Origin of the sequence: Ralstonia sp. 22111, assembly GCF_052045895.1 — a bacterium.
Lineage (GTDB): Bacteria > Pseudomonadota > Gammaproteobacteria > Burkholderiales > Burkholderiaceae > Ralstonia > Ralstonia wenshanensis.
In genome coordinates this window covers 561,570-588,181 of the sequence record NZ_JBQEPR010000001.1, presented here as the reverse complement: position 1 = coordinate 588,181, position 26,612 = coordinate 561,570, and the positions used below count along the sequence as shown (strand labels likewise).

Annotated in this window: 30 protein-coding genes; 8 read left to right on the top strand and 22 right to left on the bottom strand. The window is 63.3% G+C overall.

Annotated features, from left to right (window positions below; translation table 11 throughout):
• Positions 1 to 221: 221 nt before the first annotated feature.
• Positions 222 to 3,140 carry a diguanylate cyclase domain-containing protein gene (locus ACTJK4_RS02775; RefSeq protein WP_440815872.1) on the top strand — a complete coding sequence of 973 codons (2,919 nt, stop codon included), beginning with the start codon at positions 222 to 224 and terminating at the stop codon, positions 3,138 to 3,140.
• 233 nt (positions 3,141 to 3,373) lie between these two features.
• Positions 3,374 to 4,267 (top strand): RNA polymerase sigma factor RpoH, encoded by an 894-nt coding sequence (gene rpoH / locus ACTJK4_RS02770; protein WP_373407674.1) that lies wholly within the window; start codon positions 3,374 to 3,376, stop codon positions 4,265 to 4,267.
• Positions 4,268 to 4,333: 66 nt separating this feature from the next.
• Here the strand turns inward: rpoH and ACTJK4_RS02765 are convergent, their stop codons facing one another.
• From ACTJK4_RS02765 to ACTJK4_RS02745, 5 genes are all read right to left on the bottom strand, one after another.
• Positions 4,334 to 4,939 (bottom strand): SCO family protein, encoded by a 606-nt coding sequence (locus tag ACTJK4_RS02765; RefSeq protein ID WP_232041856.1) that lies wholly within the window; start codon positions 4,937 to 4,939, stop codon positions 4,334 to 4,336.
• Positions 4,940 to 5,008: 69 nt separating this feature from the next.
• The gene (cyoE, locus tag ACTJK4_RS02760) at positions 5,009 to 5,950 is read right to left on the bottom strand and encodes a heme o synthase (protein WP_027678338.1); all 942 of its coding nucleotides are present in this window, start codon (positions 5,948 to 5,950) and stop codon (positions 5,009 to 5,011) included.
• Between the two features lie 20 nt (positions 5,951 to 5,970).
• Positions 5,971 to 7,062 carry a COX15/CtaA family protein gene (locus ACTJK4_RS02755; RefSeq protein WP_232041855.1) on the bottom strand — a complete coding sequence of 364 codons (1,092 nt, stop codon included), beginning with the start codon at positions 7,060 to 7,062 and terminating at the stop codon, positions 5,971 to 5,973.
• 3 nt (positions 7,063 to 7,065) lie between these two features.
• Positions 7,066 to 7,722 (bottom strand): SCO family protein, encoded by a 657-nt coding sequence (locus tag ACTJK4_RS02750; protein ID WP_440815867.1) that lies wholly within the window; start codon positions 7,720 to 7,722, stop codon positions 7,066 to 7,068.
• 52 nt (positions 7,723 to 7,774) lie between these two features.
• Positions 7,775 to 8,545 carry an SURF1 family protein gene (locus ACTJK4_RS02745; protein ID WP_440815864.1) on the bottom strand — a complete coding sequence of 257 codons (771 nt, stop codon included), beginning with the start codon at positions 8,543 to 8,545 and terminating at the stop codon, positions 7,775 to 7,777.
• Between the two features lie 69 nt (positions 8,546 to 8,614).
• Between ACTJK4_RS02745 and ACTJK4_RS02740 the strand changes: the two genes are divergently transcribed.
• Entirely contained in the window at positions 8,615 to 8,824 is a 210-nt protein-coding gene (locus ACTJK4_RS02740) for a twin transmembrane helix small protein (protein WP_024976747.1), read from the top strand.
• Between the two features lie 126 nt (positions 8,825 to 8,950).
• On the opposite strand, the gene ACTJK4_RS02735 is transcribed toward ACTJK4_RS02740, so the two are convergent.
• The 8 genes from ACTJK4_RS02735 to ACTJK4_RS02700 form a co-directional block, all read right to left on the bottom strand.
• Positions 8,951 to 9,811, bottom strand: a complete 861-nt coding sequence (locus ACTJK4_RS02735) for a cytochrome c oxidase subunit 3 (protein ID WP_024976748.1) — start codon at positions 9,809 to 9,811, stop codon at positions 8,951 to 8,953.
• Between the two features lie 89 nt (positions 9,812 to 9,900).
• Positions 9,901 to 10,113 carry a DUF2970 domain-containing protein gene (locus tag ACTJK4_RS02730; RefSeq protein ID WP_232041852.1) on the bottom strand — a complete coding sequence of 71 codons (213 nt, stop codon included), beginning with the start codon at positions 10,111 to 10,113 and terminating at the stop codon, positions 9,901 to 9,903.
• A gap of 4 nt (positions 10,114 to 10,117) precedes the next feature.
• Positions 10,118 to 10,726 carry a cytochrome c oxidase assembly protein gene (locus ACTJK4_RS02725; protein ID WP_232041851.1) on the bottom strand — a complete coding sequence of 203 codons (609 nt, stop codon included), beginning with the start codon at positions 10,724 to 10,726 and terminating at the stop codon, positions 10,118 to 10,120.
• Positions 10,727 to 10,775: 49 nt separating this feature from the next.
• A complete protein-coding gene (locus tag ACTJK4_RS02720) occupies positions 10,776 to 10,904 on the bottom strand; it encodes a cytochrome oxidase small assembly protein (protein WP_232041850.1) in 129 nt (42 codons plus the stop codon).
• Positions 10,905 to 10,965: 61 nt separating this feature from the next.
• Positions 10,966 to 12,570: a cytochrome c oxidase subunit I gene (ctaD, locus tag ACTJK4_RS02715; RefSeq protein WP_232041849.1), complete on the bottom strand. Its 1,605-nt coding sequence runs from the start codon at positions 12,568 to 12,570 to the stop codon at positions 10,966 to 10,968.
• 41 nt (positions 12,571 to 12,611) lie between these two features.
• A complete protein-coding gene (gene coxB / locus ACTJK4_RS02710; RefSeq protein WP_260803987.1) occupies positions 12,612 to 13,868 on the bottom strand; it encodes a cytochrome c oxidase subunit II in 1,257 nt (418 codons plus the stop codon).
• Between the two features lie 246 nt (positions 13,869 to 14,114).
• The gene (locus ACTJK4_RS02705) at positions 14,115 to 14,300 is read right to left on the bottom strand and encodes a hypothetical protein (RefSeq protein ID WP_260803988.1); all 186 of its coding nucleotides are present in this window, start codon (positions 14,298 to 14,300) and stop codon (positions 14,115 to 14,117) included.
• Positions 14,301 to 14,492: 192 nt separating this feature from the next.
• Entirely contained in the window at positions 14,493 to 15,434 is a 942-nt protein-coding gene (locus tag ACTJK4_RS02700) for a methyltransferase domain-containing protein (protein WP_260803989.1), read from the bottom strand.
• Between the two features lie 108 nt (positions 15,435 to 15,542).
• On the opposite strand from ACTJK4_RS02700, the gene ACTJK4_RS02695 reads away from it, so the two are divergent.
• Positions 15,543 to 16,265 carry a ComF family protein gene (locus ACTJK4_RS02695; RefSeq protein ID WP_440815858.1) on the top strand — a complete coding sequence of 241 codons (723 nt, stop codon included), beginning with the start codon at positions 15,543 to 15,545 and terminating at the stop codon, positions 16,263 to 16,265.
• A gap of 111 nt (positions 16,266 to 16,376) precedes the next feature.
• Positions 16,377 to 16,847: a tRNA (uridine(34)/cytosine(34)/5-carboxymethylaminomethyluridine(34)-2'-O)-methyltransferase TrmL gene (gene trmL, locus ACTJK4_RS02690; RefSeq protein WP_092973485.1), complete on the top strand. Its 471-nt coding sequence runs from the start codon at positions 16,377 to 16,379 to the stop codon at positions 16,845 to 16,847.
• A gap of 26 nt (positions 16,848 to 16,873) precedes the next feature.
• Here the strand turns inward: trmL and ACTJK4_RS02685 are convergent, their stop codons facing one another.
• The 4 genes from ACTJK4_RS02685 to ACTJK4_RS02670 all read right to left on the bottom strand — a co-directional run bounded on the left by ACTJK4_RS02685 (position 16,874) and on the right by ACTJK4_RS02670 (position 19,390).
• Positions 16,874 to 17,890 carry an NAD(P)H-dependent glycerol-3-phosphate dehydrogenase gene (locus tag ACTJK4_RS02685; protein WP_440815854.1) on the bottom strand — a complete coding sequence of 339 codons (1,017 nt, stop codon included), beginning with the start codon at positions 17,888 to 17,890 and terminating at the stop codon, positions 16,874 to 16,876.
• A 108-nt stretch (positions 17,891 to 17,998) separates the two neighbouring features.
• Positions 17,999 to 18,517, bottom strand: coding sequence for a protein-export chaperone SecB (gene secB, locus ACTJK4_RS02680; RefSeq protein WP_024973710.1), 519 nt, complete (start codon positions 18,515 to 18,517; stop codon positions 17,999 to 18,001).
• 174 nt (positions 18,518 to 18,691) lie between these two features.
• Entirely contained in the window at positions 18,692 to 18,949 is a 258-nt protein-coding gene (grxC, locus tag ACTJK4_RS02675) for a glutaredoxin 3 (protein WP_004633497.1), read from the bottom strand.
• 18 nt (positions 18,950 to 18,967) lie between these two features.
• Positions 18,968 to 19,390 carry a rhodanese-like domain-containing protein gene (locus tag ACTJK4_RS02670; RefSeq protein ID WP_232041844.1) on the bottom strand — a complete coding sequence of 141 codons (423 nt, stop codon included), beginning with the start codon at positions 19,388 to 19,390 and terminating at the stop codon, positions 18,968 to 18,970.
• Between the two features lie 179 nt (positions 19,391 to 19,569).
• Here ACTJK4_RS02670 and gpmA point away from each other — a divergent pair, with 179 nt between their 5' ends.
• The 3 genes from gpmA (at position 19,570) to ACTJK4_RS02655 (ending at position 22,870) form a co-directional block, all read left to right on the top strand.
• Positions 19,570 to 20,316, top strand: a complete 747-nt coding sequence (gene gpmA, locus ACTJK4_RS02665; RefSeq protein WP_232041843.1) for a 2,3-diphosphoglycerate-dependent phosphoglycerate mutase — start codon at positions 19,570 to 19,572, stop codon at positions 20,314 to 20,316.
• Between the two features lie 118 nt (positions 20,317 to 20,434).
• The gene (locus tag ACTJK4_RS02660) at positions 20,435 to 22,051 is read left to right on the top strand and encodes a S41 family peptidase (protein WP_440815849.1); all 1,617 of its coding nucleotides are present in this window, start codon (positions 20,435 to 20,437) and stop codon (positions 22,049 to 22,051) included.
• A gap of 69 nt (positions 22,052 to 22,120) precedes the next feature.
• Positions 22,121 to 22,870, top strand: a complete 750-nt coding sequence (locus tag ACTJK4_RS02655) for a HesA/MoeB/ThiF family protein (protein WP_440815846.1) — start codon at positions 22,121 to 22,123, stop codon at positions 22,868 to 22,870.
• Positions 22,871 to 22,935: 65 nt separating this feature from the next.
• Here ACTJK4_RS02655 and bfr read toward each other — a convergent pair whose 3' ends face one another.
• The 5 genes from bfr to ACTJK4_RS02630 form a co-directional block, all read right to left on the bottom strand.
• Positions 22,936 to 23,415, bottom strand: coding sequence for a bacterioferritin (bfr, locus tag ACTJK4_RS02650; RefSeq protein WP_004637092.1), 480 nt, complete (start codon positions 23,413 to 23,415; stop codon positions 22,936 to 22,938).
• 147 nt (positions 23,416 to 23,562) lie between these two features.
• A complete protein-coding gene (locus tag ACTJK4_RS02645; RefSeq protein WP_024976763.1) occupies positions 23,563 to 23,838 on the bottom strand; it encodes a (2Fe-2S)-binding protein in 276 nt (91 codons plus the stop codon).
• A gap of 230 nt (positions 23,839 to 24,068) precedes the next feature.
• Positions 24,069 to 25,820, bottom strand: a complete 1,752-nt coding sequence (gene ptsP / locus ACTJK4_RS02640; protein WP_232041840.1) for a phosphoenolpyruvate--protein phosphotransferase — start codon at positions 25,818 to 25,820, stop codon at positions 24,069 to 24,071.
• A gap of 44 nt (positions 25,821 to 25,864) precedes the next feature.
• Positions 25,865 to 26,134 (bottom strand): HPr family phosphocarrier protein, encoded by a 270-nt coding sequence (locus tag ACTJK4_RS02635; RefSeq protein ID WP_004637085.1) that lies wholly within the window; start codon positions 26,132 to 26,134, stop codon positions 25,865 to 25,867.
• Positions 26,103 to 26,558, bottom strand: a complete 456-nt coding sequence (locus tag ACTJK4_RS02630) for a PTS sugar transporter subunit IIA (protein WP_232041839.1) — start codon at positions 26,556 to 26,558, stop codon at positions 26,103 to 26,105. Before ACTJK4_RS02630 ends, ACTJK4_RS02635 begins: the two co-directional genes overlap by 32 nt.
• Between the last annotated feature and the right edge of the window lie 54 nt (positions 26,559 to 26,612).

The window sequence follows — 26,612 nt, the reverse complement described above, 5'->3', positions numbered from 1 at the left end:
TCTGCGATGTCCGGGCAGTGTAGCTAACTTGCGTGACGGCACGCGAGGTGACGCGATGTGCCGAGTGCATCGCATTCATTTGCGCATCGATCACTCAACATTGCAGACATGGCAATTCAGCCCACCCTTTTGGGTGGAAACGCTCAAGCGGCGCGGTTTTCCGCCGATCTTCCGGTTAGAAGACATCCGCCCTGAAACCGCCCCGCTCACGCGTCACCTGCATGGTTCCTCGCCGGCCGCTTGTCGCCATTGCCGGCGGCATCGGCTTTCTCCTCGTCCTGATTGGGCTGATCGTGATGGTCGGCTGGCTGCAGCATTGGCCATGGGCGGTGAAGCTCGGCACGGACCGCCTGCTGATCGTGTTTGCCACGGGGATCAACCTGACGCTGCTGGGCGCTGGTCTGGGGGCGCTGCTCGTTGGGGTGGTGCGACCAAACGCCCGCTGGGCAGATCCGACAGCACGCGGGCTGAGCGGCGCGGTGGCGTTGCTGTCCACGCTGCGGCTGGCCGAGATGATCACGGGCCGACCGATCGGACTGGATTTTCCTGGCCTGCACGCCTGGTTCGATCGCCAATGGGTGACCGGGTGGATTGGCGGCATGCACCCCAGCCACGCGCTGGCGATGGCCGCCTCGGCAACCGCACTGAGCCTCGTGCCCACCTTGCGCAAACCGCATCGCGCGCAATGGTTCTGGGGCCTTCTGGGCTTCGCGATGCTGCTTTGCGCTGGCGACCTCCTCGGCCGCGCCATGGCACTTGAGTATCTGTACCCGGCGTGGCTGCGGTGGCGTGCCCCGGACGCGGCTGCTGTCTGCTCGCTGCTGGTGCTCACGGGCACACTGTGCGCCGCAGTAGCCCGGTACCCCGGCCTGTTGCGCCTGCGCTTGTCGCCGGAAGACACCATCGTGTGGATCAGCGGCGGCTGCGTGGTGCTGGCAGGGCTGGCGGCCACAATCACGGCGTTCATCATCCAGGTGGACAGCGCCACGCTGACTTTCGGCACCACACGGGCGCAAGCCCTGTCCAGCTACGCCGAAGAGTTCGACCGACTGCTGGCCATGCGTGCGGAAAGCCCCCGCCTGGTGGCCGCCGCCACGCACATCCAGGAAGTGCTGCGCCATCCGGCAGACAACGCAGCGCGTCTGCGCAGCGAGAGTGCGTTGCAGGCGTATCGCGAGCAAGGCTACTCGTACCTGCAACTGCGCACGCTCGCGGGCGAGGGCATCGTCAGCCTGGGGACGCAGACGCTTGAACCCGAGCTGTCGATTCGGCTGCACGCCGGCCTCGCGCCCGAGCGTGTCACGCTGCAATGGGTACACGGTTTTGCCATGCGTACCGAAACGCCGGTCATGGCAGACGGCACGCAAATCGGCTGGCTGGTCGCCGAGCAACCGCTCGCCCACATGACAGGCCGCTACAACAGCCAACGCGGTACGGGGATGACGGAAACGCTGGCGATGTCGGGCTTTGATGCGCGCGGCCGCGCCATGTCGTTTCCGCAGCGCTTCGACGCCTATGTGTTCGAGCTGCCGCCGCTTACGGTCGACCACCGCCCGCTGCCATCACGCCTGGCGCTGGCGGGCGAGGCCGGCTACGGCCAGTGGCAGGACATCCATGGCATGCCGACGTCGTTCAGCTACACGCCCATCGGCCACACGGGTCTGGCACTGATCAGCAAGATCGCCAGTGCGGAGCTTTACGCCCCGATGCGCGTGCAGTTCGAGCGGCTTGCGGCCTTCATGCTGTGCCTGATGATCGGCAGCGTGCTGGCCATCCGTTTGACGGTGCGGCCGTTTGCCAACCGGCTGGCCGCGTCCGAGCGCGCACTGCGCACCGCCAACGAAAGCCTGGAACGCCGCCGAGCCGCCCTGCGCGCCAGCCGCGAACAACTGCGCCTGGTGGCCGACAACGTGCCCGCGCAGCTCAGCTACGTCGACTCGGACGGCATCGTGCGCTTTGCCAGCCGCACGCTGCTCGAAGCCTTCGGCCGCAGTGAAGACGAGATGCTCGACCGCCACGTGCGCGACATCTACACCCCCGAGGATTACCGCACGCTGCTGCCCTACATGACTGAGGTGCTGGCCGGTTACCCGGTGCAATTCGAGATCCAGTCCATGCGCACCGGCGTGCCCCGCTACCTGAGCGGCCACTACTTTCCCGACTACGATGATCGCGGCACGCTGCGCGGCTATTTCTCGGTACTGCAGGATCTGACGGCCCGCACGAGTGCCGAGCTGGCCCTGGGGCGCAGCGAACGCGCGCTCAAGCTCGTGCTCGACAACGCGCCGCTGCTGGTGTCGCACATCGACCCCGACGGTGTCTTCACCTTCTGCAACGTCACGCATGCGCGCTGGCTGCAGCGCACGCCCGAGGAGGTCTGCGGCCAGACACCGGAACGGGTGTTCACGCCGGGCACGTACGCCTTGCTGGCACCGTATCTGGTGCGCGCCCAGCGCGGAGAATCCGTCCAATTCGAGATCACCGCGCCATGGTACGAAAAGCCCCGCGCCAACGGCCCGCGCAGCCGCACCCGGCATTTTCGCGGCCAGCTCGTGCCCGATGCCGGTGAAGCCCGCGACGGCCGCTGCGGTCTCTACGCCTTCGTGCAGGACGTGACCGAAGCCAAGCGCAGCGAGATGGAGCTGTCGCGCATGGCGCGCTTTGATGCGCTCACGGGCCTGCCAAACCGCTACGAACTCTACGAGCGCCTGCGCGCTGCGCTGGAACGTCGTCAGCGTCTGCCCGCGCCGCTGGGCGTGCTGTATCTGGACGTGGATCACTTCAAGCACATCAACGACACCTACGGCCACGCCGCCGGCGATGCTGTGCTGGTGGAGGTCGCGCACCGCCTGCAACGTGCCGTGCGCCGCACCGACACCGTCGCCCGGCTCGCAGGTGACGAATTCATCATCCTGCTCGACCCGATTGACGCTCCGGATGATGCGCTGCACACGGCGCAGAAGATCGTCGGAGCGATCCGTCCGCCCATCCACCTGCCTGATGGCACGGTGCTGCACGTCACCACGAGCATCGGCGTCGCCTGCCCGGGCCCGGAAATACGCGACCCAGACGCCGCCCTGCGCGAAGCCGATCGAGCACTTTATTGGGCGAAGTCACGCGGCCGCAACACGGCGGCATAGTCGAGAACCGATGCCGCCCGCCTCGGTCTATGAGTGGTATGACGCGCTTTTGTTGCGGCGCAAACATCATACTATTGATGAAGACACCCTGATTTACGGGAACTATTAACCGGACAAGAATGTCTTATTAGCACTCATCCGGTTGGAGTGCTAAGATGCCTCTCCAAACCTCCACTGGATTTCGACAGGAGTCCTGAGTGAACGCAGTCATCCCCGTGAATACCGTTTCCGCAATCGCCACCCAGCCGTCCGGCAACGCCGGCAATGGATGGGCGCTGGCGTTCCCCGGCAACCTGGGCAACATCGACGCCTACATCCAGAGCGTCAACCGTGTGCCGATGCTGTCGGCTGAAGAAGAACAGCGTCTGGCCCGCGAATACCGCGACAACGACAATCTCGATGCCGCCCGCCGCCTGGTGCTCTCGCACCTGCGCCTGGTGGTGTCGATCGCCCGCGGCTATCTCGGCTACGGCCTGCCGCATGCCGACTTGATCCAGGAAGGCAATATCGGCCTGATGAAGGCCGTCAAGCGCTTCGATCCGGATCAGGGTGTGCGCCTCGTCTCGTACGCGATGCACTGGATCAAAGCCGAGATGCACGAGTACATCCTGAAGAACTGGCGCATGGTGAAGGTGGCTACCACCAAGGCCCAGCGCAAGCTGTTCTTCAACCTGCGCAGCCACAAGCAGGATGCGCAAGCGACCTTCACGTCGGATGAGATCGACGCCGTGGCCGCCGAACTGAACGTCAAGGGCGCCGAAGTGCGCGAGATGGAAACGCGCCTCTCGGGCGGCGACATCGCGCTTGAAGGCCAGATGGACGACGGCGAAGAGTCCTTCGCCCCGATCGCCTACCTGGCCGACACGCACAACGAGCCGACCCGCGTGATCGAAGCGCGGAGCAACGACCGCATGCAAAGCGAAGGCATCGAAGCCGCCCTCGCCAAGCTGGACGACCGCAGCCGCCGCATCATCGAAGCCCGTTGGCTGAACGTGAACGACGACGGATCGGGCGGCTCGACGCTGCACGACCTGGCTGACGAGTTTGGTGTGTCGGCAGAACGCATTCGCCAGATCGAATCGGCCGCGATGAAGAAGATGAAGGGTGCCCTGCAGGCCTTCGCCTAAGCTGCCCGCCGCGCCATAAAAAAGCCCGCCAATTGGCGGGCTTTTTCTTTGGGCGCTGGCAGCAGATCAGTCGGCCAGCAGTTGCTTGATGTCATGCGCGATCGGCTCGGGGCCCTGACCGTGCTTGATGAACAGGCGCAGGTTGCCTTTCGGATCAAACATGTAGCTGCCGGCCGTGTGATCCATGGTGTAGTTGTCAGGCGAACTGCCCGGCACCTTGCTGTAGAAGACCTTGAAGTCGGACGCGACCTTCTTCAGCTCGGTCTCGTTGGCCGGACGCAGGCCGATGAAGCGCGGGTCGAACGCGGGCACGTACTTGGCCAGCAGGTCTTGCGTATCGCGCTCGGGGTCGACGGTGACGAACAGCACCTGGACGCGGTCCGCGTCTTTGCCGAGGGTGTCCATCACGGCGCGCAACTCAGCCAACGTGGTCGGGCAGACATCGGGGCAATGCGTGTAGCCGAAGAACATGACGACGACCTTGCCGCGGAAATCTTCGAGCGTGCGGCGCTTGCCGGTGTGGTCGGTCAGCGAGAAATCGGTGCCGAAGCTCTTGGATCCGGTGATGTCGAGATTCTTGAAGGCGGGCTTGTCGCTGCACGCCGTGAGCGCCAGCACGGCAACCGCCAGCATGGCGAACAGCGCGGCGCGGAGGTGTCGGAAAGAGAGCATGGTCATCGTGTTGGAAGCGGACCGGCTAGCGTAGCGCCAACGGCACATGCCTGCTGGCGTCCCTGTGCGTCACAGCGCCGCGCTTTGCGTGAGCGCCGGGCCGAACTTGAAGTAGTGGTCGACCAGCAGCGCGGCAAACAGGATCGATAGATAGATGATCGAGTAGCGGAAAGTCTTCTGCGCCAGCGCGTCGGAATACTTGCGGTACATGCGCCACGCATACGAGAGGAAGCCGAAGCCCAGCACCAGGGCTGTCGCCAGGTAGATGTAGCCGCTCATGCCGTAGACGAACGGCAGGATGGTCGCCGCGATCATGATGAGCGTGTACAGCAGGATGTGCAGCAGCGTGTATTTCTCGCCGTGCGTGATCGGCAGCATCGGCAGGCCCGACTTGGCATAGTCAGCGCGGCGGTACAGCGCGAGCGCCCAGAAGTGCGGCGGCGTCCAGGTAAAGATGATCAGTACCAGGATCCACGCCTCGGCCGGCACGCTGTTGGCGACGGCCGCCCAGCCCAGCGCCGGCGGCATCGCCCCCGAGAGGCCGCCGATCACGATGTTCTGCGGTGTGGCCGGCTTGAGCAGCAGCGTGTAGATGATCGCGTAGCCGATGAAGGTGGCAAAAGTCAGCCACATCGTCAGGTCGTTGGCGAACACGTGCAGCGTCCACATGCCCGCACCGCCGAGCACCACCGAGAACACCAGGATCTGCCGCGTGCCCAACTCACCGCTGGCCGACGGGCGCCAAGCCGTGCGACGCATCATCGCGTCGATCTTGCGTTCGACCAGGCAGTTGATGGCGAAGGCAGCGCCGGCAAACAGCCAGATGCCGACCGCGCCGCCGATCAGCACCGGCCACGGCACCATGCCCGGCGTGGCCAGGAACATGCCGATCACGGCGCAGAACACAGCAAGCTGCGTGACGCGCGGCTTGGTGAGCGCCGCATACTGCGATGCGGTCGTTCGCCAGCCAGGAAGTTGAGTGGAAGTTGTTGGGGTTGCCACGGTATTCATAAAAAACGGTCAGACAGCGTTCAGACGACGGCAGCCGCCACAGGCACCGGCGCCCGCGCTTGCGCGAGCCCGATCAGGTAATGCAGACGCACCATCAGCAACAGCAGCACGGCCGCGCCGCCGTTGTGCGCCACGGCGGCCAGCAGCGGCCACCCCAGCACGATGTTTGAGAGACCGGTCGCCAATTGCACGGCCAGCACGACCAGCAGCACCGTTGCCACACGGCCAATGCCGCCAATGCGACGTGCGCGGAGGCCAAGCCACGCCAGATAGCTCAGCACGACGACTGCAAACACGCGGTGCGTCCAATGGATGGCGACCAGCGCATCGTGCGAGATGAAATCGCCGCCGGCAGTCTTGCCGAGCTGGCGCCAGAACGTGAAGCCGTGCGCAAAGTCCATCGGCGGAACCCACTGGCCGTTGCACAGCGGAAAATCGGTACAGGCCAGCACAGCGTAGTTCGTGCTGACCCAGCCGCCCAGCGCAATCTGCACAACGAGCAGCACCAGCCCGATGGCCGCTGCCGTGCGCAACGAAGCGCCACGCTCATCCACCACCCGGGGTGCATCGTTCTTGCAGCCGAGCCAGATCAGCGCGGCCAGCAGCGACATGCCCAGCAGCAAGTGCGTCACCACGATGGCAGGCTGCAGCTTGAGCGTGACCGTCCAGGCGCCAAAGGCGCCCTGCACGCATACCAACGCCAGCACGGCCGTCGCATACCACGGAGATTGCTTCAGCTCCTTGCGCTTGACCCACGCGAGCACCACCAGCGTGATGATCAGAACGCCCAACGCAAGCGCGAAGTAGCGATGCGTCATCTCGATCCACGCCTTCATCCACGTGACCGGGCCGCTCGGCATGGCGGCCTGCGCGGCATGGATGTCGTCACGTGCATGGAACGGGTTGGACGTGCCGTAGCAGCCCGGCCAATCCGGACAGCCCAGCCCCGAATCGGTCAGACGCGTGAAGCTGCCGAACATGATGAGGTCCAGCGTCAGGAAAGCGGTGATCCACACCAGCTTGCGGTACTTGTTGCGATCCCCTTTGACCAGCACGTAGCACAGCGGGATCAGCGCGATCAGAATGCCGATGGAAGCAAGTTGCAACAGCATGGCTTATCCGATGCGCGAGTATTTCAAGAGCCGCGTCATGTCGCCGCGCACCTTCTTCGGGTCCGGATCTTTCGGAAACTGCATCATCAGGTTGCCAAGCGGATCGACCAGGAAGAGGTGGTCCGTGGGCGACGTCTTGCCATCGCCCAGCCAGTTCTTCGGCAGTTCGGGCGCACGCAGGAAGCGCACGGCGCCGTAATCGTCGTTGTAGGCCTTGATCAGGCGGGGGTCGATGTCGCCGCGGTCGGTCACCAGCCAGACGGGGACGATGCGGTCGCGGTCCGGGCCTTGGCCGATGCGCAGTTGGCGCATGGTGAAAAGCTTGCGCGCGCAGTTGTCATCGCAGGCGCTGCGATCCACCGACACCATCAGCCATTTGCCCTTGAGGCTCGCGAGCGGCACTTCAGCGCCATGCTCGTCCTGCACCATGAGGCCGCTCGGAATGGGGCGCTGCGGATCGACCAGCGCGCCGTACGCGGCCTTGCCGCCGGCCGGAGTGAAGACGTAATACGCAAGGTACGAGGCGATCACTGGAGAGGCACACACCAGCAGCAGGAACAGCATCATCAAGCGGCCGCGACGCGTGCGCGCGTCGATGCGCGGGTCTTCGGACGCGCCAAGTGTGCCGGGCGCGCCGGGTGCGGATTCCTGATTCACCATGTGATTCCCAATACATTCAGCTGCGGCACTAAGCCGCAACGCGAGTTCGTGTTCAAGCGGGCTCAGATGTGCCCGCCAAGCGGCGATAACGCCGCACGCTGTAGAAGACCATTAACCCAAGTACCGCCGCTGCCATTGCGAACCACTGGAATGCGTAGCCGTAATTGCGGTCGGCGCCCAGGTCTGCGCGCGGCCAATCGCGCAACAGGCCGTCCTGCGCGTCGGATTGCTGCTGCACCACAAACGGCTGGAGCGGCACACCGATTTCGCGCGAGAAAGCGTCGAGGTCGATATTTTGCCTAAGTCGCTGGCCAACTTCATCCGAGCCGTCTTTACGGCCCAGACTGAAGACCCGGCTGGCATGTGGCACCGCCATCCCTTCGACCTGCACTTCGCCCGCTGGCGTGGTGTACGGCGCGATGCGCGTGCGGTCGGCCGGATCGCGCGGCAACCAGCCCCGGTTGACCAACACCGCCCGCCCGCCCGCCCCTTCCAGCCTGAGCGGGATGAGCACTTCGAAGCCGGGGCGCGATACGTCGTTGGTGACGTGGGGGCGATTTTCCAGCAGCACCGTGTGCGCCACGTCGAACGTTCCGCGCAGCAGCACCGGTCGGTACATCACTGAATCCGCCGTCACAGGCTGAGCGGTGATGCGCTGCGCGGGCGCATTTTCCAGCGCCACGATACGGGCCTGCCGCTCAATGCGCTCGTGCGCACGCGAAAGCTGCCAACGGCCGAGCGAGCACGTGAGCGCGATCAGCGCCACACCCGCCAGCATCGGCACGGGCGCAAACCAACGCCGCATCGGCACGCGCACGGTCATTGCGTAGCCTCGGTGAGATAATGCTTGGCAGCCATTTCCACCCCCTCATCGCCCAACCCGTAACCCTCCATGCGCATCGTCGTTGCCATTGCGTTTCTGCTGATCCTCGGCAGCCTTGCCTCCGCACTGTTCTTCCTGATGCGCGATAAGGGCCACAGCAACCGCACCGTTCGCTCCTTGATGTTCCGCGTCGGTTTCTCGATCGCGCTATTCATCTTCATCCTGGTCGCGAACCGGCTGGGGTGGATTCACAGCACCGGCATCCGCTTCGGCCAATAGCCGCGAGCAAATCGCTCACGCCAGAAAAACGAAAACGCCGCAGCGGTGTCCCGTCTGCGGCATTGTCTTCGCCTGTCGTGGGCAGGGTTACGAGGCGGCGCAGCGCCACCCCAATCCCATACTGCCTTACAGCCAGTACACCACCACGTACAGACCCAGCCACACCACGTCCACAAAGTGCCAGTACCACGCGGCACCTTCGAACGCGAAGTGATGCTCTGGCGTGAAGTGCCCCTTGATTACACGGCCCAGCACCACCGACAGCATGATCGCACCCATCGTCACGTGGAAGCCGTGAAAGCCCGTCAGCAAGAAGAACGTCGAACCATAGATGCCCGAGGTCAGCTTCAGGTTCAGTTCGTGATAGGCGTGGATGTACTCGAACGCCTGGAAGCCCATGAACGTGAAGCCCAGGAGGATCGTCAGCAGCAGGCCCTGGATGACCTGGGCGCGCTTGCCTTCACGCAACGCATGGTGCGCCCACGTGAGCGTCACGCCGGAAGTCAGCAGCAGCGCCGTGTTGATGGTCGGAATCGGCCACGGACCCATCGTCGTGAACGGCGTAACCGTGCCGGCCGGGCCAGCGTTCGGCCACAGCGCGTTGAAGTCAGGCCACAGCAGCTTGTTGTTCAGATCGCCGAGCCACGGCATGGCAATCGTGCGGGCATAGAACAGCGCGCCGAAGAATGCCGCGAAGAACATCACTTCCGAGAAGATGAACCAGCTCATCGACCAGCGGAACGAGGCATCCACGCGGTCGCCGTACTTGCCGGTCTCGGATTCGGAGATGGCGTCGGCAAACCACGCACGCAGCACAAAGAGGAACCACAGCAGGCCGATCAGGAACGTCCACGGGGCCCAGGGCTGAGCATTCACCCACGCAGCGGAGCTCAACAGCACGATCAGCAGGCCGAGGCTTGCCGTAATCGGATGCCGCGACGGCCCGGGCACGAAGTAGTACGGAGCGTTTGCTCGATTCGCACTCATCTCTTTTTCTCCAGCTCTATTTTTTTAGGAATCCACTTGATGTTGCCCAGCCCATGCTGCGAGGGCCGTCTCCTCAACCTTCTCAATCCTCAACCGACAACTGCCCGCACGATCAACAGCAGCACAACGACAAACATGACCGCCGCCAGAATGCCCGCGATGATCACGTGCACGGGATTCAACTGCGCCATGTCGCGGTCATGATCGCGGCCCTTGCGCACACCGAAGAAGGACCAGAACACCGCCTTCATCGTCTGTGCGAATGACGCGCGTCGCTTGGTCGCTTCCTTCAGTTCGTCCATGTCCTCACGTTCCCTTGTTCGGCATCGCCGGCGCAATGGCCGACGGCGCGTGGATTTCAAAGAAAGTGTAGGACAAGGTGATCGTCTTCACGTCCTTGGGAAGATCCGGATCAATCACAAACACCACCGGCATCTCGCGTGACTCGTTGGCCTTCAGCGTCTGCTGCTTGAAACAAAAACACTCGATCTTCTTGAAGAACTCGGTTGCCTGCTTGGGCGCGTAACTCGGGATGGCCTGCGCCTCGACCGTGCGCCCCTCCTTGTTCACCACCTCGTAGACGATCTGGTTGATCTCGCCGGGGTGCACATCCATGCTGTTCTTGACGGGGCGGAAGCGGAACGGCCCTTGGCTGTTCGAATCGAATTCCACCGTGATCGTGCGCGTCTTGTCGATCTGCGAGTTGCGCAGCGCGCCGCCATCTTCATCACGTGTGTTCAACACGTTGATGTTCGTAAGCTCGCAGATCTTCTTGTACAGCGGCACCATCGCGTAACCGAAGCCGAACATGATCACGACCACAACGGCCAGCTTGCCGAGCATGGACCTGTTCAGGCCGCGCTCGAGGGCTTTGTCGTTTTGGGTCGGGTCCGGCTGCGCCGGTGTCTGGCTCATAGGGGTCTCGCGAAATCTCGGTCCAGCGATCGGCGCGTCGCCTGTCGGGCTAGCCGAACACCACGCGCTTGAAAATCACACCCAGAAAGAAAACCAACGCGATCGTGCCGAGGATGAGCCCCAGGCGACGATTGGCTGCGCGTTGCTCGGGTGTTGGGCTTTTTTCTGGATTCGACATCGTTGTCCGGAGGATCGCGGGGCCGGCACCAGTATTGGCAAGCCACCCCGCGACACCTGCATTACTTGACGTGGGGCGGTTCTTCAAAGGTGTGGAACGGCGCCGGCGACGGCACGGTCCACTCCAGGCCTTCCGCGCCATCCCACGGCTTGTCGGCAGCCTTCTCGCCACCGCGGTACGACGGCAGCACCACGAAGAAGAAGAAATACACCTGCATCAGGCCGAAGCCCAGGGCTCCGATCGACGCCACGGCGTTGAAGTCGGCGAACTGCTGCGGGTAGTCAGCATAGCGGCGCGGCATGCCAGCCAGGCCCAGGAAGTGCATCGGGAAGAACGTGAGGTTGAAGGTGATCATCGAACCCCAGAAGTGGATCTTGCCGCGCGTCTCGCTGTACATGTAGCCCGACCACTTCGGACCCCAGTAGTAGAAGCCTGCGAACAGTGCGAACAGCGAACCGGCCACCAGCACGTAGTGGAAGTGCGCCACCACGTAATACGTGTCCTGCAGCTGGATGTCGATCGGGGCCACGGCCAGGATCAGCCCCGTGAAGCCGCCCACCGTAAACACGAAGATGAAGCCGATTGCGAACAGCATGGGCGTCTCGAACGTCATCGAGCCGCGCCACATCGTCGCCACCCAGTTGAAGATCTTCACGCCGGTCGGCACCGCAATCAGCATCGTCGCGTACATGAAGAACAGCTGGCCGGTCACGGGCATGCCGGTCGTAAACATGTGGTGGGCCCACACGATGAACGACAGGATGGCGATCGACGCCGTGGCATACACCATCGAGCTGTAGCCGAACAGCGGCTTGCGCGCGAAGGCCGGCACGATCTGGCTGATGATGCCGAACGCCGGCAAGATCATGATGTACACCTCGGGGTGCCCGAAGAACCAGAAGATGTGCTGGTACATCACCGGGTCACCGCCGCCGGCAGCCGAGAAGAAGCTCGTGCCGAAGTGGCGGTCGGTCAGCACCATGGTGATTGCCCCCGCCAGCACCGGCATCACAGCAATCAGCAGGTACGCCGTGATCAGCCACGTCCAGCAGAACATCGGCATCTTCATCAGCGTCATGCCGGGAGCACGCATGTTCAGGATGGTCACGATGATGTTGATCGCGCCCATGATCGACGATGCGCCCATGATGTGGATCGCGAAAATCGCCATGTCCATACCCGGGCCCATTTGCACCGACAGCGGTGCATAGAGGGTCCAGCCGGCAGCGGTGGCGCCACCCGGTGCGAAGAACGAGCCCACCAGCAGCATTGCCGCAGGCGGCAGCAGCCAGAAGCTGAAGTTGTTCATCCGCGCAAACGCCATGTCGGACGCGCCAACCTGCAACGGGATCATCCAGTTCGCAAAGCCCACGAAGGCCGGCATGATCGCGCCGAACACCATGATCAAGCCGTGCAGCGTGGTGAACTGGTTGAACAGCTCCGGGTGGAAGAACTGCAGGCCGGGCTGGAACAGCTCAAGGCGGATCAGCAAGGCCAGCGTGCCGCCCGAGAGCAGCATCATGAAGGAGAACAGCAGGTACAGCGTACCGATGTCCTTGTGGTTGGTCGCAAACAGCCAACGGCGCCAGCCATGCGGATGGTCGTGCGCGTGGTCGTCTCCATGACCGTGCGCGTGATCTTGCGGGTGCGTAACAGCGGTGCTCATCGAGGAACTCCTAGGGTTCGGTTCGTCACGCAGACGATCAATCAGCCAGCGTTGCGGTCTTCAGCCGCGTTCGCTTGTTGGGACGCCACCTTGCCGGCGGATTCAGTTGCGGCGGTCTTGGCGCCACCGCCTTCGGGCATCTTGCCGCCGCGCGCGTCCTTCACTTGCGTCGGCTGCAGCAGGTCACCCGTGTGGTTGCCCCAGTTGTTGCGCTCGTAGGTGATGACGGAGGCAATTTCCACATCGTTGAGTGCCGAAGCCCAGGGCGGCATCGCATTCTTGCCATGCAGGACGATATTCACGTGGTCAGCCAGCGGACCATTCGCGATCTTCGAACCATCGAGCGCCGGGAACGGACCGCCGCCCTTGCCGTTGGGCTGATGACAGACCGCGCAGTTGGCGGTGTAGACCTTCTCGCCGCGCGACTTCAGCTCTTCCAGCGTGTAGGTCTTGGTCGGGTCATCGGCCTTGGCGGCCATTTCCTTCTTCTTGCCGTCGACCCACTTGGTGTAGTCGTCCTGCGAAAGCACGCGCACCACGATCGGCATGAACGCATGTTCCTTGCCGCACAGTTCAGCGCACTGGCCGCGATACACGCCGACCTTCTCAGCCTTGAACCATGTGTCGCGCACGAAGCCCGGGATCGCGTCCTGCTTGACGCCAAACGCCGGGATCATCCACGAGTGGATCACGTCGTTGGCGGTGGTGACGATGCGCACCTTGCGATTGACCGGCACGACTAGTTCGTTGTCGACCTCGATCAGGTATGTGTTCGACTTGGGCGCCTGGTTGTTGATCTGGTCACGCGGGGTGGTGAGCGTGGAGAGGAACGAAATGCCCTCGCCTTCGCCCTTCAGGTAGTCGTAACCCCACTTCCACTGGTAGCCCGTAGCCTTGATGGTGAGGTCGGAATTGGTGGTGTCCTTCATTGCGACCACGGCCTTGGTGGCCGGCAGCGCCATCCCGATCACGATCAGGAACGGCACGATGGTCCAGATGATTTCAACCGTGGTGCTTTCGTGGAACGTCGCCGGCTTGTGGCCCACCGACTTACGGTGCTTGAAAATGGAGTAGAACATCACCCCGAATACACCGATGAAGATCACGATACAGATGATCAGCATCATCCAGTGCAGCCAATGGATCTCGGCAGCGATCTTGGTGACCGGAGGCGCGAGATTGAGTTGCCGCACTGCGGGGCCGCCCGGCATGTCTTCCAGTGCCAGGGCCGTTTGACTGAGGGCGAGGAGGGAGCCTGCCGCCAGCAAACTTGCCAATGTCTTATTCAACATTTTCATTTTTTATCTACCCAATTGACAGATTCCACTCTGCCCCGGTGCGCGGCTCATGAGACCTGGGTTGGTTGCCCGTGTCCCAACACCGGGAAAGCTCGTCCGCAAGCTTGCGCCGCCTGACGCTCACCTGCTAGATCACGGGCCGGCCATCTCCAGCTTGACTTGCCCATAATCGGAGGCGTGGCGGGCATAGTACAGCAATGCCCATCCGAGAATCGCGACCTCCAGCCCCGCATCAGGCGACACCAGTCACGCGCGTTGCCAGACAAAAAACCAAGCGATTACGAACAGGGGAATGACGACCAAGGGGGTGAACCAGCCGATCTGGCAGGTCGAAAGCGAGCAGTTTCGCTTCATGAGCCAGTTCTTGCGCGGCGATTCCGAGATGGTGGAGGCGCCGCATGCTGGGTGGAGCGCGGTTTCAATGTCGTGCATTGAACCACTCCTGCCTCGGATGCATACCCGAACGGTTCGCCCGTGGCAAAAAACGGGATAGGCCTTTGGGGGACTGCTGCGACAAACTGGCGCATTATATGGCCGCGATTGACCCCAAACAAGGTAAAGCGCCTTTATGCAAGTCCCGGCTTGACAACGTGCGGTCAATGCCGTTTCCGCATTAAAACCGTTTCAGGCGCGCGGTTTGCGACCGATCTGATCGATTGGAATCATCGCCCTGCCCTGCTCGTCCAACGCCTGCCGCTGGGTCGGCGCAAGCTTCCAAGCGTGGCCGTAAACGATTTCGAAGGTGAGCGGAATCAGCCCATCGGGATTGCGTTGCGCATCGAGCGCGTCGAATAGCCGCTGGCGCCAGCGCGGCGTGTGCAGACCGGCGCCAGCAAGGCCGCGGCCCGCTTCGTCGGTCAAGCCGGCCATGCCGCCAAGCAAGTGCACGTCGGCCAGCAGCGCCTGCGGCGTTTCGTAGGTAATCGTCAGCTGCTCCATGTCCATGACGGGCGTGGACCAGCGGCTATGCACCAGCATGTCGCCAATGTCGTGCATATCGACAAAGCGCAGCGTGTGGACGCCCGCGTCGATGCCAGCCAGGGCGCTGCGCAGCTCGCGTAAGGTATCGGGACCGAACAGGCTGAACATCAGCAGGCCGCCTTCCGTGGTGACGCGGTGCCATTCCGGAAAGATCGCGTGCGGCGCCGGATCCCAGTGCAGCGCCAGGTTTGACCACAGCAGGTCAAACGACGCCCCGGCAAACGGCAGCGCGCGGAAGTCCGCCTGGGCAAAGTCAAAGACTGGCCGCTTCTTCAGCAGCCGGCCGAGCCACCCGGCATCGTTGCGCTGTGGGTCGAGTTTCTGCGCCTGCGCCAGCATCGCGGAAGACCAGTCGACCCCGCAGATCTGTGCGTCTGGATATTGCGCACGCAGTACCGCCAAGCCTTGCCCCAGGCCGCAGCCCAAATCCAGCGCACGCGCGGGCGTGGCCTTGATATAGGACAGCCGGTCCTGCATGCGACTGCCCACTTCGCGCAGCAGGAAATCCACGTCGGCAAAACGCGCGGCGCGGCGATCGAAGGCGCGCCGCAAAGCGGCTGGACGGGACAGAGCGGGATCAGACATCAGCAAGACGGGGCGGGATACTGCGGTCACCAAGTATACCGGCCCGCAGTTTGAGGCGCCGTCCGATAGCGCTGTGGCCGCAAATCGGCTTGGATAGCGGCTTTTTGTATGCATAAACACGCGTTATCGGCATGGTTTCGCACCGGCCTGCGTCATCTGTTGCCGTGCGCCTGCGCGCTTTGCGGCGCGGTTCAGGGTGGCCTGGTGTGCAGCGGCTGCATAGGCGATCTGGCACCGCAGTTGCACAGGCGGCGCTGCATCCAATGTGCCATTGCGCTGGAGTCGCGGCACGCCGCTCGACATTGCCACGCCTGTTTGGCCGGCGCGCCCGACTTTGACGCAACTGTCGTCATTGCAGACTACGACTGGCCGCTTGACCACCTCGTCACCGGTTTGAAGTTTCGCGCGCAGTTGCCGCTGGCGGCTTGGCTGGCCGGCCAATTGGGCAACGCACTCGCCGCTGCGCCGGGCGACTTGCCGGACGTACTGCTGCCGGTGCCGCTCTCGCCTGCACGCCTGCACTCGCGCGGCTACAACCAGGCGTGGGAGATTGCCCGCAGGCTGGCGCACCAATTGAACATTCCTGCCCACGCCAACGCCCTGCACCGTGTGCGCGACAACCCCGCACAGGCCACGCTGGACCGTGCCGAGCGGCTGACAAACCTGCTCGGTGCATTCGTTGTCGCCGAACCAGCGCGCATCGTGGGGCACCACATCGGCGTCGTTGATGATGTGATGACCACCGGCACGACCCTGGGCGAGATCGCCACGCAACTCAAACGTGCCGGCGCCAGCCGCGTCACCAACGTTGTCGCCTTGCGCACGCCCTGATTACGTGCTTATGCGACATTGTGTCGCGCCAGCTGTGCCAAGCTGTGGCGAGGTGACAACCCTTCCCAATGTGGATAAGCTCGCCGCCGAAATGCCTCCTGCCGCCCCATCATGTTCAACGTCGTCCTTGTCGAGCCCGAAATCCCGCCCAATACGGGCAATGTGATCCGCCTGTGCGCCAACACGGGCGCGCAGCTGCATCTGATTGAACCGCTGGGTTTTCCGCTCGAAGATGCCCGCATGCGCCGCGCGGGGCTGGACTATCACGAGTACGCGACGATGCGCGTGCACGCTGATTGGGACGCCTTTCTGCGCGATGCGCAGCCCGATCCCACGCGCATGTTCGCGCTCACCACGCGCGGCTCAACGCCGTTTGCCAGCATGGCGTTCCAGCCGGGCGACTGGTTTGTCTTCGGGTCGGAAACGCGCGGATTGTCGGAGGAGCGGCGCGAGTGGTTTCCCGCTTCCCAGCGGATTCGCCTGCCAATGCGGCCAGACAACCGCAGCCTGAACCTGTCGAACACCGTGGCGGTGGTGGTGTTCGAGGCGTGGCGGCAAAACGGGTTCGCGGGCGGCGCCTGAGCGAGCGCCCCCTTATTGAAGTGTGATTAGCGTTCCGATTCGGATTTGGCGTCACGCTGGAGCAGGCGCTCGACAGCTTTCGCGGCGGACAGCCCCTCGAACAGGACTTCACAGACGGTGAAGGTGATCGGCATGTCCACGCCCTTGGCGCGTGCCAGGGCGGCCACGGCCCGTGCACAGCGCACGCCTTCCGCAACGTGACCGAGGCTGTGGAGGATGTCGTCTAAGGAGCGGCCCTGCGCGAGCTGCATCCCGACCGTGCGGTTGCGTGACAGATCGCCGGTGGCGGTCAGCAGCAGATCGCCCATGCCGGTCAGCCCCATAAATGTTTCTGGCCGGCCGCCCAGCGCCAAGCCCAGGCGCGTCATCTCGGCCAGCCCGCGCGTGACCAGTGCGGCGCGTGCGTTCAGCCCCAGGCCCAGGCCGTCTGCGGCGCCTGTCGCAATGGCCAGCACGTTCTTGACGGCACCGCCCACTTCCACGCCGACGAGGTCGTCGCTTGCGTACACGCGCATCGCGTGATGATGAAAGCCGCGCTGCGTGAGCTTGCACAGTGCCTGGCTGGTCGAGGCGACGGTCATGGCGCACGGCAAACCCTGCGCGACTTCCTTGGCGAAACTCGGCCCCGACAGCACACCGACAGCAAGGTCGGTACGGCCCGACGCCTTCAGCACGTCGGCGACGATGGCGTGCGGCAGTGCGCTGGTCTCGGGGTCGAAACCCTTGCATAGCCAGATCACGTTGTGCACACCGCCGTGCGCGGCGATCGTGCGCGCCAGGTCAGCCAGCCCGGCAACAGGTGAAGCGATAACGGCGAGTCCGTCGTGGCCTGCCGCATGATCGAGCGCGGCTTGCAAGTCAGCAGAAAAATGCAACGACGCCTGCAGTGTCATGCCCGGCAAATACGTCGCGTTGATGTGCGTGGCGGCCATTTGCGCGACGAGGTTCGCGTCACGCCCCCACAGCACGACATCGTGCGATTGCGCGGCGTGGCTGGCCAGGGCAGTGCCCCAGGCACCGGCACCCAAAACGGAAATTCGCATGCGCGTGTTCAACATCGGTCAGGCAAAGGTCGAGCAACAGGTCGGGCAAAAAAAAAGCCCGCGCAAGCGTGCGGCTGGCGCGGGCCTCTGGCGCAGTGCGCCTCGTACTTAGTGGGTGGCCTTCGAGCCGTCCGGCATCACCAGACCAGCGCCGCCGGCTTGGCCTTGCTGCTCCATGGCAGCGGCGAGGCGCTGTTCGTACAGCGCCTGGAAGTTGATCTCGGCCAGGTGGATCGGCTGGAAGCCGGCGCGGCCGATGGTGTCGGCAATGTTCGAGCGCAGGTACGGGTACACGATGGTCGGGCAGGCGATGCCCAGCAGCGGGTCCATCTGTTCGGCCGGCACGTTGCGGATATCGAAGATGCCCGCTTGCTTGGCTTCCACCAGGAACGCAACCTTCTCTTGCACCTTGGTCGTCACCGTACCGATGACGGTCACTTCGAACACGCCTTCAGCCAGCTGCGAAGCGGCGACGTCGACCTGCACTTCCACAGACGGCTGTTCCTGCTCGAGGAAGATGTGCGGCGAGTTCGGTTGTTCCAGCGACAGGTCCTTCAGATAGACGCGCTGGATGTTGAAGAACGGCTGGCCATCCTGGCCCGGTTGCTGCTGTTGCTGGTCGCTCATGACTCGCCTTCAAATGGAATGTGGTCAGTGCTTGGCGGAAGCGTCCGCCGCGCAAGACGCGTATGGTACATGACCAAATGGAGCCCGCTATGAGAGCCGGCCTAAAACTACAACGCCCGGTCAAAGCCGGGCGTTTTTGTGTGGTGTGCAGCTCGCCGGATCGGCGGCGCCGAATCAGGCAGCCAGCAACGGAACCAAGCCACCTTCGCGGTCCAGCGCAGACAGATCATCGAAGCCGCCGATGTGGCGCTCGTCGATATAAATCTGCGGAACCGTGCGGCGGTTCGTGCGCGTCATCATCTCCTCGCGCTTGCCGGGCTCGCGATCGATGAGAATCTTTTCAATCTGCTCGACACCACGCTGTTTCAGGAGTCGTTCCGCTGCCACGCAATAGGGGCAGACGGTGGTGCTGTACATGACCACGTGCGCCATAACTTCAACCTCGTATCTTTATTTCACAACCGGAAGGCCCGCTTGCTGCCAAGCGGCCAATCCGCCCTCGAGCGAATACACCTCACTGTAACCGGCTTGCTTCAGGACTGCTTGCGCCCGGCCAGCACGCTGGCCGGTCTGGCATACGAGGATGATGGGGGTCTCTTTGTTCTTTGCAAGCCCGGAAGCCTTGCCCTCAAGCTCCCCGAGCGGCGCGTGCTTGGCTTGCGGCAGATGGCCGGCTGCGTACTCACCGCTTTCGCGCACATCCACCACCACTGCATTGCGGCGGTTGATGAGCTGGGTGGCCACCGGAGCACTCACCTTGGCGCCGCCACCGCCCGCGATACGGCGCTGGATGGGCGCCCAGAGCAGCAGCAGACCGGAAACGATGGCGACGGCAAGCAGTGCGAGGTTGTTGTAATCGGCGAAGAACTTCACGGTATCGGTTTCCTGGGATGGGTCGGGGCAAGTCTAGTGGGCAAACATCAGCCGAACGATTCGGGAGCCCAATGCCCGCGGCATTATAAAATAGTCGGTTTCGGCGGCTGCACGATGACGTACGATACGTCGCCGCAGCTAGCCACACGCAGGTTTTCTCACTTCTCATCATGGCAGTCATGCACAAGCTCGTCCTCATCCGCCACGGCGAATCGACGTGGAATCTGGAGAACCGCTTCACCGGCTGGGTCGACGTCGACCTGACCGACACAGGCATCGCCCAGGCCCGCCAAGGCGGCAAACTGCTGCGTGAAGCCGGCTTCACGTTCGACCTGGCCTACACCTCGGTGCTCAAGCGCGCGATCCGCACGCTGTGGCACGTGCAGGATGAAATGGATCTGATGTGGATCCCGACCCGTAATGAATGGCGCCTGAACGAGCGCCACTACGGCGCGCTGTCGGGCCTGAACAAGGCCGAAACTGCCGCGCAATATGGCGACGAGCAGGTCCTGATCTGGCGCCGCAGCTACGATACGCCGCCGCCCGCCCTCGAGCCCGGCGCAACGAACGACGTCTTCGGCAATCCGCGCTACGCGGGCCTGACGCGCGAACAGGTGCCCCTGACCGAATGCCTCAAGGACACCGTCGCCCGCGTGCTGCCGCTGTGGGATGAATCGATTGCACCGGCCATCAAGAGCGGCAAGCGCGTGGTGATCGCCGCGCACGGCAACAGCATCCGCGCGCTGGTGAAGTACCTGGACGGCATTTCCGACGCAGACATCGTCGGCCTCAATATCCCCAACGGCACGCCGCTTGTGTATGAGCTGGACGCCAACCTCAAGCCGATCCGCCATTACTACCTGGGCGACCAGGAAGCGATTGCCGCATCGCTTGCCGCAGTGGCCAGCCAGGGCAAGTCGAAATAATCCGTAACGGACGCTACGGCACTCCAACGCCTTTATACTGTCGAAGCCTGTAGCCCGGGATGTGCGCGAGCCGTCCCGGGCCATGTTTATCTACTGTTCCCACGTCCACGCTCGACACATGCGAACTTCGCTCAAGAACATCAGCTTGATCGCCATCGGCCTCGTCACAGGGGTGCTGGCGACGCTCCAGCTCTCCGCCACTGCGCAAAACGCGACGGTCGGGCCGCTTCCGCTGGAGAAACTCAGGCTCATGGCGGACATCTTCGGCCAGATCAAGCGCGAGTATGTCGAGCCCGTGGACGACGACAAGCTGCTGACCGAAGCGATCAAGGGCATGGTCGCCAGCCTCGACCCGCATTCGGCCTATCTGGACAAGAAGGACTTCCAGGAGCTGCAGGAAGGGACTCAGGGCCGCTTCGCCGGGCTGGGTATCGAGATCTCGCAGGAAGAAGGCCTGGTCAAGGTCATCAACCCGATTGAAGACACCCCCGCCTTCCGCGCTGGCGTGCAGCCGGGTGACCTGATTACCCGCATCGACGACAAGCCCGTGCGCGGCATGCCGCTGGAGCAAGCCGTCAAGCGCATGCGCGGCGCGCCGGGCACCAAGGTCACGCTCACGATTTACCGCAAGAAGGAAGAGCGCACGTTCCCGCTGACCATCACCCGCGCCGAGATCCAGGTGCAGTCGGTCAAGGCCAAGATGCTGGACAACGGCATCGCTTGGGTGCGCATCACCAGCTTCCAGGAACGCACCGTGCCGGACCTGGCCAAGAAGCTCAACGACTTGGCCAAACAAGACGCCCACCTCAAGGGCCTGATCCTGGATCTGCGCAACAACGGCGGCGGCGTGCTGCAGGCTGCAGTTGGCGTGTCGGCTGCCTTCCTGCCGCCGGACGTGACGGTGGTGTCGACCAACGGCCAGGTGCCGGATGCCAAGCGTACGTACAAGGCGACCTTCGCCAACTACCGCCTGAGCAACTTTGATTCCGATCCGCTGGTCGGTTTGGACCCCGAGTTCAAGACGGTGCCAATCATCGTGCTGACCAACGCGTACACGGCCTCGGCCTCCGAAATCGTGGCCGGCGCGCTGCAGGATCATCACCGTGCCAAGACGATGGGCAAGACGACATTCGGCAAGGGCTCGGTGCAGACGGTGCGTCCGTTGTCGAACGACACCGGCATCAAGCTGACCATCGCGTACTACTACACGCCGTCGGGCAAGTCGATCCAGGCCAAGGGCATCCGCCCGGATATTCCGGTTGACCAGAACCCGGACGGTGACCCGGACGATGCGCTGATCACGCGCGAAATCGACACCGAACGCCACCTGCACAACAAGCAGGAATCGGAAGAAGCCGAGATGACCGAGCGCGAAAAGCGCCGCATCGAAGAACTGCGTCGACTGGAAGAGGAAAACGCCAAGAAGACGCCCGAGCAGCGCGAGAAGGAGCGTAACAAGAAGCCGATCGAGTTCGGTTCAGCAGAAGACTTCATGCTGCAACAAGCGGTTGCCGACCTGAAGGGTCAGCCGGTCAAGCGCTCGAAGTCGGTGCTGGAAGCGGCGGCGGCTGCGGTGCCGGACAAGGCGGTGAAATCGCCGGCGGCCAAGGAATCGAGCGCGCCGGCCAAGCTGCCCAAGGGCAAGGCGGCGCCGGCTTCCGAGCCGGCCGCACCGAAGCCGAATGTTCCCGCTAGCGGCGTGCAGCCCGCACCGGAGCCCACCGGCGCCCGTTAAGACACCGGCCGGCAAACACTGGCAAACTTACGAGGCCGTGCACTGCACGGCCTTTTTCATTGCACCACCATGAACGACGATCAACTGCTGCGCTACTCGCGCCATATCCTGCTCGACGAAATCGGCATCGAGGGACAGACGCGCCTGCTTGAGAGCCACGCGCTCGTCATCGGTGCGGGCGGGCTGGGTGCTGCGGCCCTGCCCTATCTGGCGGCGGCAGGCGTGGGCACGCTCACCATCGTCGACGACGATACGGTGGACTTGACCAATCTGCAGCGGCAAATCATCCACACAACCGAATCGGTCGGGCAACCGAAGGTGGCATCCGCGCAGGCGGCCATCGCCCGGCTGAACCCGGACGTTCGCGTGAATGCCGTGCAGCGCCGGCTCGATGCGGATGCAATCGTTGCACGCCTAGATGGCGTGAACGTGGTACTGGATTGCTCCGATAACTTCGGCACTCGCCAGGCCGCCAACCTGGCCTGCGTGCAGGCTGGCGTGCCGCTGGTATCGGGCGCCGCCATCCGCTTTGACGGTCAGATCAGCGTATTCGACAGCCGTGCCGGCGGCCCCTGCTACGCCTGCCTGTTCCCGCCCGACGAGCCTGCACCCGAAGTAGCGTGTGCAACGATGGGCGTGTTCTCGCCGCTGGTGGGCATGGTCGGTACGGTACAGGCCGCGGAGGCACTCAAGCTGATCGCCGGTATCGGCCGTCCGCTTGCCGGTCGTCTGCTGATGCTCGACGGTCTATCGATGGAGTGGACGACGATGCGGATCGCGCGCCAGCCGTCATGCCCCGTCTGCGGTGGCACACACTGAGGCGGCGAACCCGCACAACAAAAAAGGAGGCCGAGGCCTCCTTCTTTTTTTGCCGCCGACGAGGCTTACTCGCCCTCGGGCTCCATCTGCGATTGCAGGTAGTTCTGGATGCCGACCTTGTCGATCAGTTCGAGCTGCGTTTCCAGCCAGTCGATGTGCTCTTCAGTGTCGTCCAGGATGTCGACCAGAATTTCGCGGCTGACGTAGTCCTTCACCGACTCGCAGTAAGCGATGCCCTCGACCACGGTGCCGTGTGCGGCACGCTCCAGCTTCAGGTCGCACTCGATGATCTCTTTCGTGTCTTGGCCAATGAAGATCTTGCCGAGGTCCTGCAGGTTGGGCAGGCCGTCGAGCATCAGGATGCGCTCGATCAGGCGATCAGCATGCTTCATCTCGCCAATCGATTCCTTGTACTCGTGGTCCCCAATGCGCTTGAGCCCCCAGTGGCCGTACATGCGCGCGTGGAGGAAATACTGGTTGATGGCGGTCAGCTCGTTCTTGAGCTGGGCGTTCAGATATTGGATGACCTTCTTATCGCCTTTCATTCTTGGGGCTCCAGCAAAGTGCAACTGCGGTGATGAACGCGCACGCGTCCGTTCAAGGCGAGCCCTGTGCCTGACCAGCAAGCAACAAATGCCACCGAGGCTCAACGCCTGGGCGGCAATTCGCGGCGACAGAAAAAAGACAGGAAATCAGGCAGCCAATGCACCGGGCACGAGGGCCTGATCATTGGCAACGGGCTCGTCGCGACGTTCGATTATGGCATGCGTGCTTGCACGGCCCAAAATCTGATCGACAGGGACACAGCTCACCGCTTCGGCAAGCACCTGCTTGGCGCAGTCCCGGCATTGTCCGCAGCACGTACCCACGCCGAGCGTTTCAGCGAGTTCGTCCATCGTCGACACGCCGAGACGGGCGGCGCCATGGATTTCGCGGTCGGTCACTTGGTTGCAGATACAGACGTACACGGGGGTTCCTCCGCAGCGCTCAGAACGCGCTGTAAAACCAGAATAACAGAGAATCGAAATGAGAACAATTCTTGTTCGACCCCATTCTGCGCGGAGGGTCATGCAGGTGCAGGCAAGCCGTCTTTTGAGAGAAAGACGTGCAATTTCAATCACTTGCAGAGGACGGCGCCCCGTGAGCGCGATGCGCCGGCGCGACACTAGGTGCAGCCGGCGCTTGAGAGAACCGCGTGTCAGGCCCGCGCCAGCGCGCCCAGCGCCTCTTCGATTTCGGCGGGTTCGCAGGCGTGCAGCAGGCGGTCCGCCTCGCGCATCAGGCGGGGGCGGTCCGCGCGCAGGATCTGCTGCTTGACGCTCAGCAGTTGCGACGGATGCATCGAAAATTCGGTCAGGCCCATGCCCAGCAGCAGGCGCGTCATGGTGGCGTCGCCGGCCATCTCGCCACACACCGAAACCGGCTTGCCCGCCTGATGGGCCTCGCGAATGGTGCGCGCGATCAATTGCAGCACCGCCGGATGCAGCGGGTCATACAGATGCGCAACCGCGTTGTCGGCACGGTCAATGGCGAGCGTGTACTGGATCAGGTCGTTCGTGCCGATCGAGAGGAAGTCCATGCGGCGCAAAAACACCGGCAGGATGAGCACGGCGGCCGGAATCTCGATCATGGCGCCGACTTTGATGCCCGGATCATAGGCCAGGCCGTCGGCGTCGAGCGAAGCCTTGGCGCGTGCCAGCAATTCCAGCGTCTGGTCGATCTCGCGAGCGTGCGCCAACATCGGCACAAGAATCTTGATGGGCCCGAACGCAGACGCCCGCAACAGCGCGCGCAACTGCGTCAGGAACATCGCCGGCTCCGACAGCGACCAGCGGATCGCACGCAAACCGAGCGCCGGATTGGGCGCGGTCTCGAACACGTCGTCGCGGATGTCCAGAGGCTTGTCGGCACCGATGTCGATGGTGCGGATCGTGACAGGCAGGCCCATCATCGATTCAACGGCGGTGCGGTAGGCGCGGAACTGCTCTTCCTCGTCGGGCAGCGCGCCACGACGGTTCATAAAGAGGAACTCGGAGCGGAACAGGCCCACGCCCACGGCGCCCGCTTTGACGGCAGCGGCCGCATCCTCCGGCATTTCGATGTTCGCCTGCAGATCGATTTGCGTACCGTCGAGCGTGACGGTGGGTGTATGGCGCAAGCGTTCGAGACGCTTCTTCTGCAATTCGCCTTCGCTGCGGCGATGGCGGTATTCCTCGAGGATGGACGTGTTCGGATCGACGATGACGATGCCGTTGTCACCGTCGATGACGACGATGTCGTCCTGGCGAATCAGCGTGCTCGCGTTATGCACACCCACGGCCGCCGGAATATCGAGGCTGCGCGCCACGATGGCGGTGTGCGAGGTGCGGCCGCCGAGATCGGTCACGAAACCGGCGAAGGTCTGGCCGCGGAACTGCAGCATGTCGGCCGGCGCAATATCGTGCGCGACGACGATCATGCCGGCATCCGGATCGCAGCCAACCGCCACTGGCGCGGGTGCCAGCGCGGGTGCGCCGGCCAGCACCTTCAGAATCCGTTCGACCACCTGCTCGATGTCGGCTTTGCGTTCGCGCAGGTATTCGTCCTCGATTTCACCGAACTGGCGGATCAGTTCTTCAAGTTGCGTTGTAAGCGCCCACTCTGCGTTGTAGCGTCGCTGGCGAATCAAGGTCTCGGGCACCTGCGAGAGCAACGCGTCATCCAGAATCATCGCGTGCACATCGAGGAAGGCGCCCATCTCTTCGGGCACATCGGTGGGCAGATCGCGCTTGAGCGCTGCCAATTCGGTGCGCACGGTGGCGCGGGCACTGCGCAAGCGCTCGACCTCGGCGTCGACCTTGTCTTCGTCGACCAGATAGTGCGACACATCAAGCGCCGCACGCGCCAGCATGTGGGCGCGGCCGATGGAGATGCCACGCGAGACCGGAATACCGTGCAGGGTAAAAGGCATAGACGCTGGCCAGAGCGACGTTGAAGTGGAATGCGGCGGGCGAGTTATTCGCCTTCGCCGAAGCGATCGTTGATGAGCGCGACGAGACCATCCATGGCGTCGTGCTCGTCGGGGCCGTCGATCTCCAGGGTGACGGTGGAGCCGATGCCGGCCGCCAACATCATCACGCCCATGATGCTCTTGGCGTCGACCTGACGGCCGTTGCGCGACATCTTGATCTGGCTGTCGAACTTGCTGGCGAGCTGCGTGAGTTTGGCGGAGGCGCGGGCATGCAGCCCGAGCTTATTGATGATGGTGATATCCCTCTGCAGCATATTTGTCCGGATGGTTGGCAACCTGGTTCTGAACGGCTGTCGAGCCGACCTGCAGTACGCCTTGCGCGCCACCGGCCAGGGCCTTGGCGGCAAGTTGTTCGAGTTTTTCGGAGCGATAGCAGATAGCGCGCACGAGCATCGGCAGATTCACGCCAGCCAGCACGCGCACGCGGCCCGGATCGGCAAGGCGCGAAGCGATATTGGCGGGCGTGGCCCCAAAGATGTCGGTCAGCACCAGCGCGCCGTTGGCCTCAACGAGTTCGGCGAGCTTGTCGCGCGCCTGAGCCAGCACAGCAGCCGGCTCGGCATCGGGCAGGACATCGATTGCGCCCAGCCGCTCGGGCTGACCGCAATAGACGTGTGCAGCGCAATCGCGCAGTGCGCTTGCCAGCGGCGCATGAGCGATGATCAGAATCCCTGCCATGATCGAAAAGCGAATCGGTATAACGCCGATTGTATCAGGGCCATTTGGCGCAAT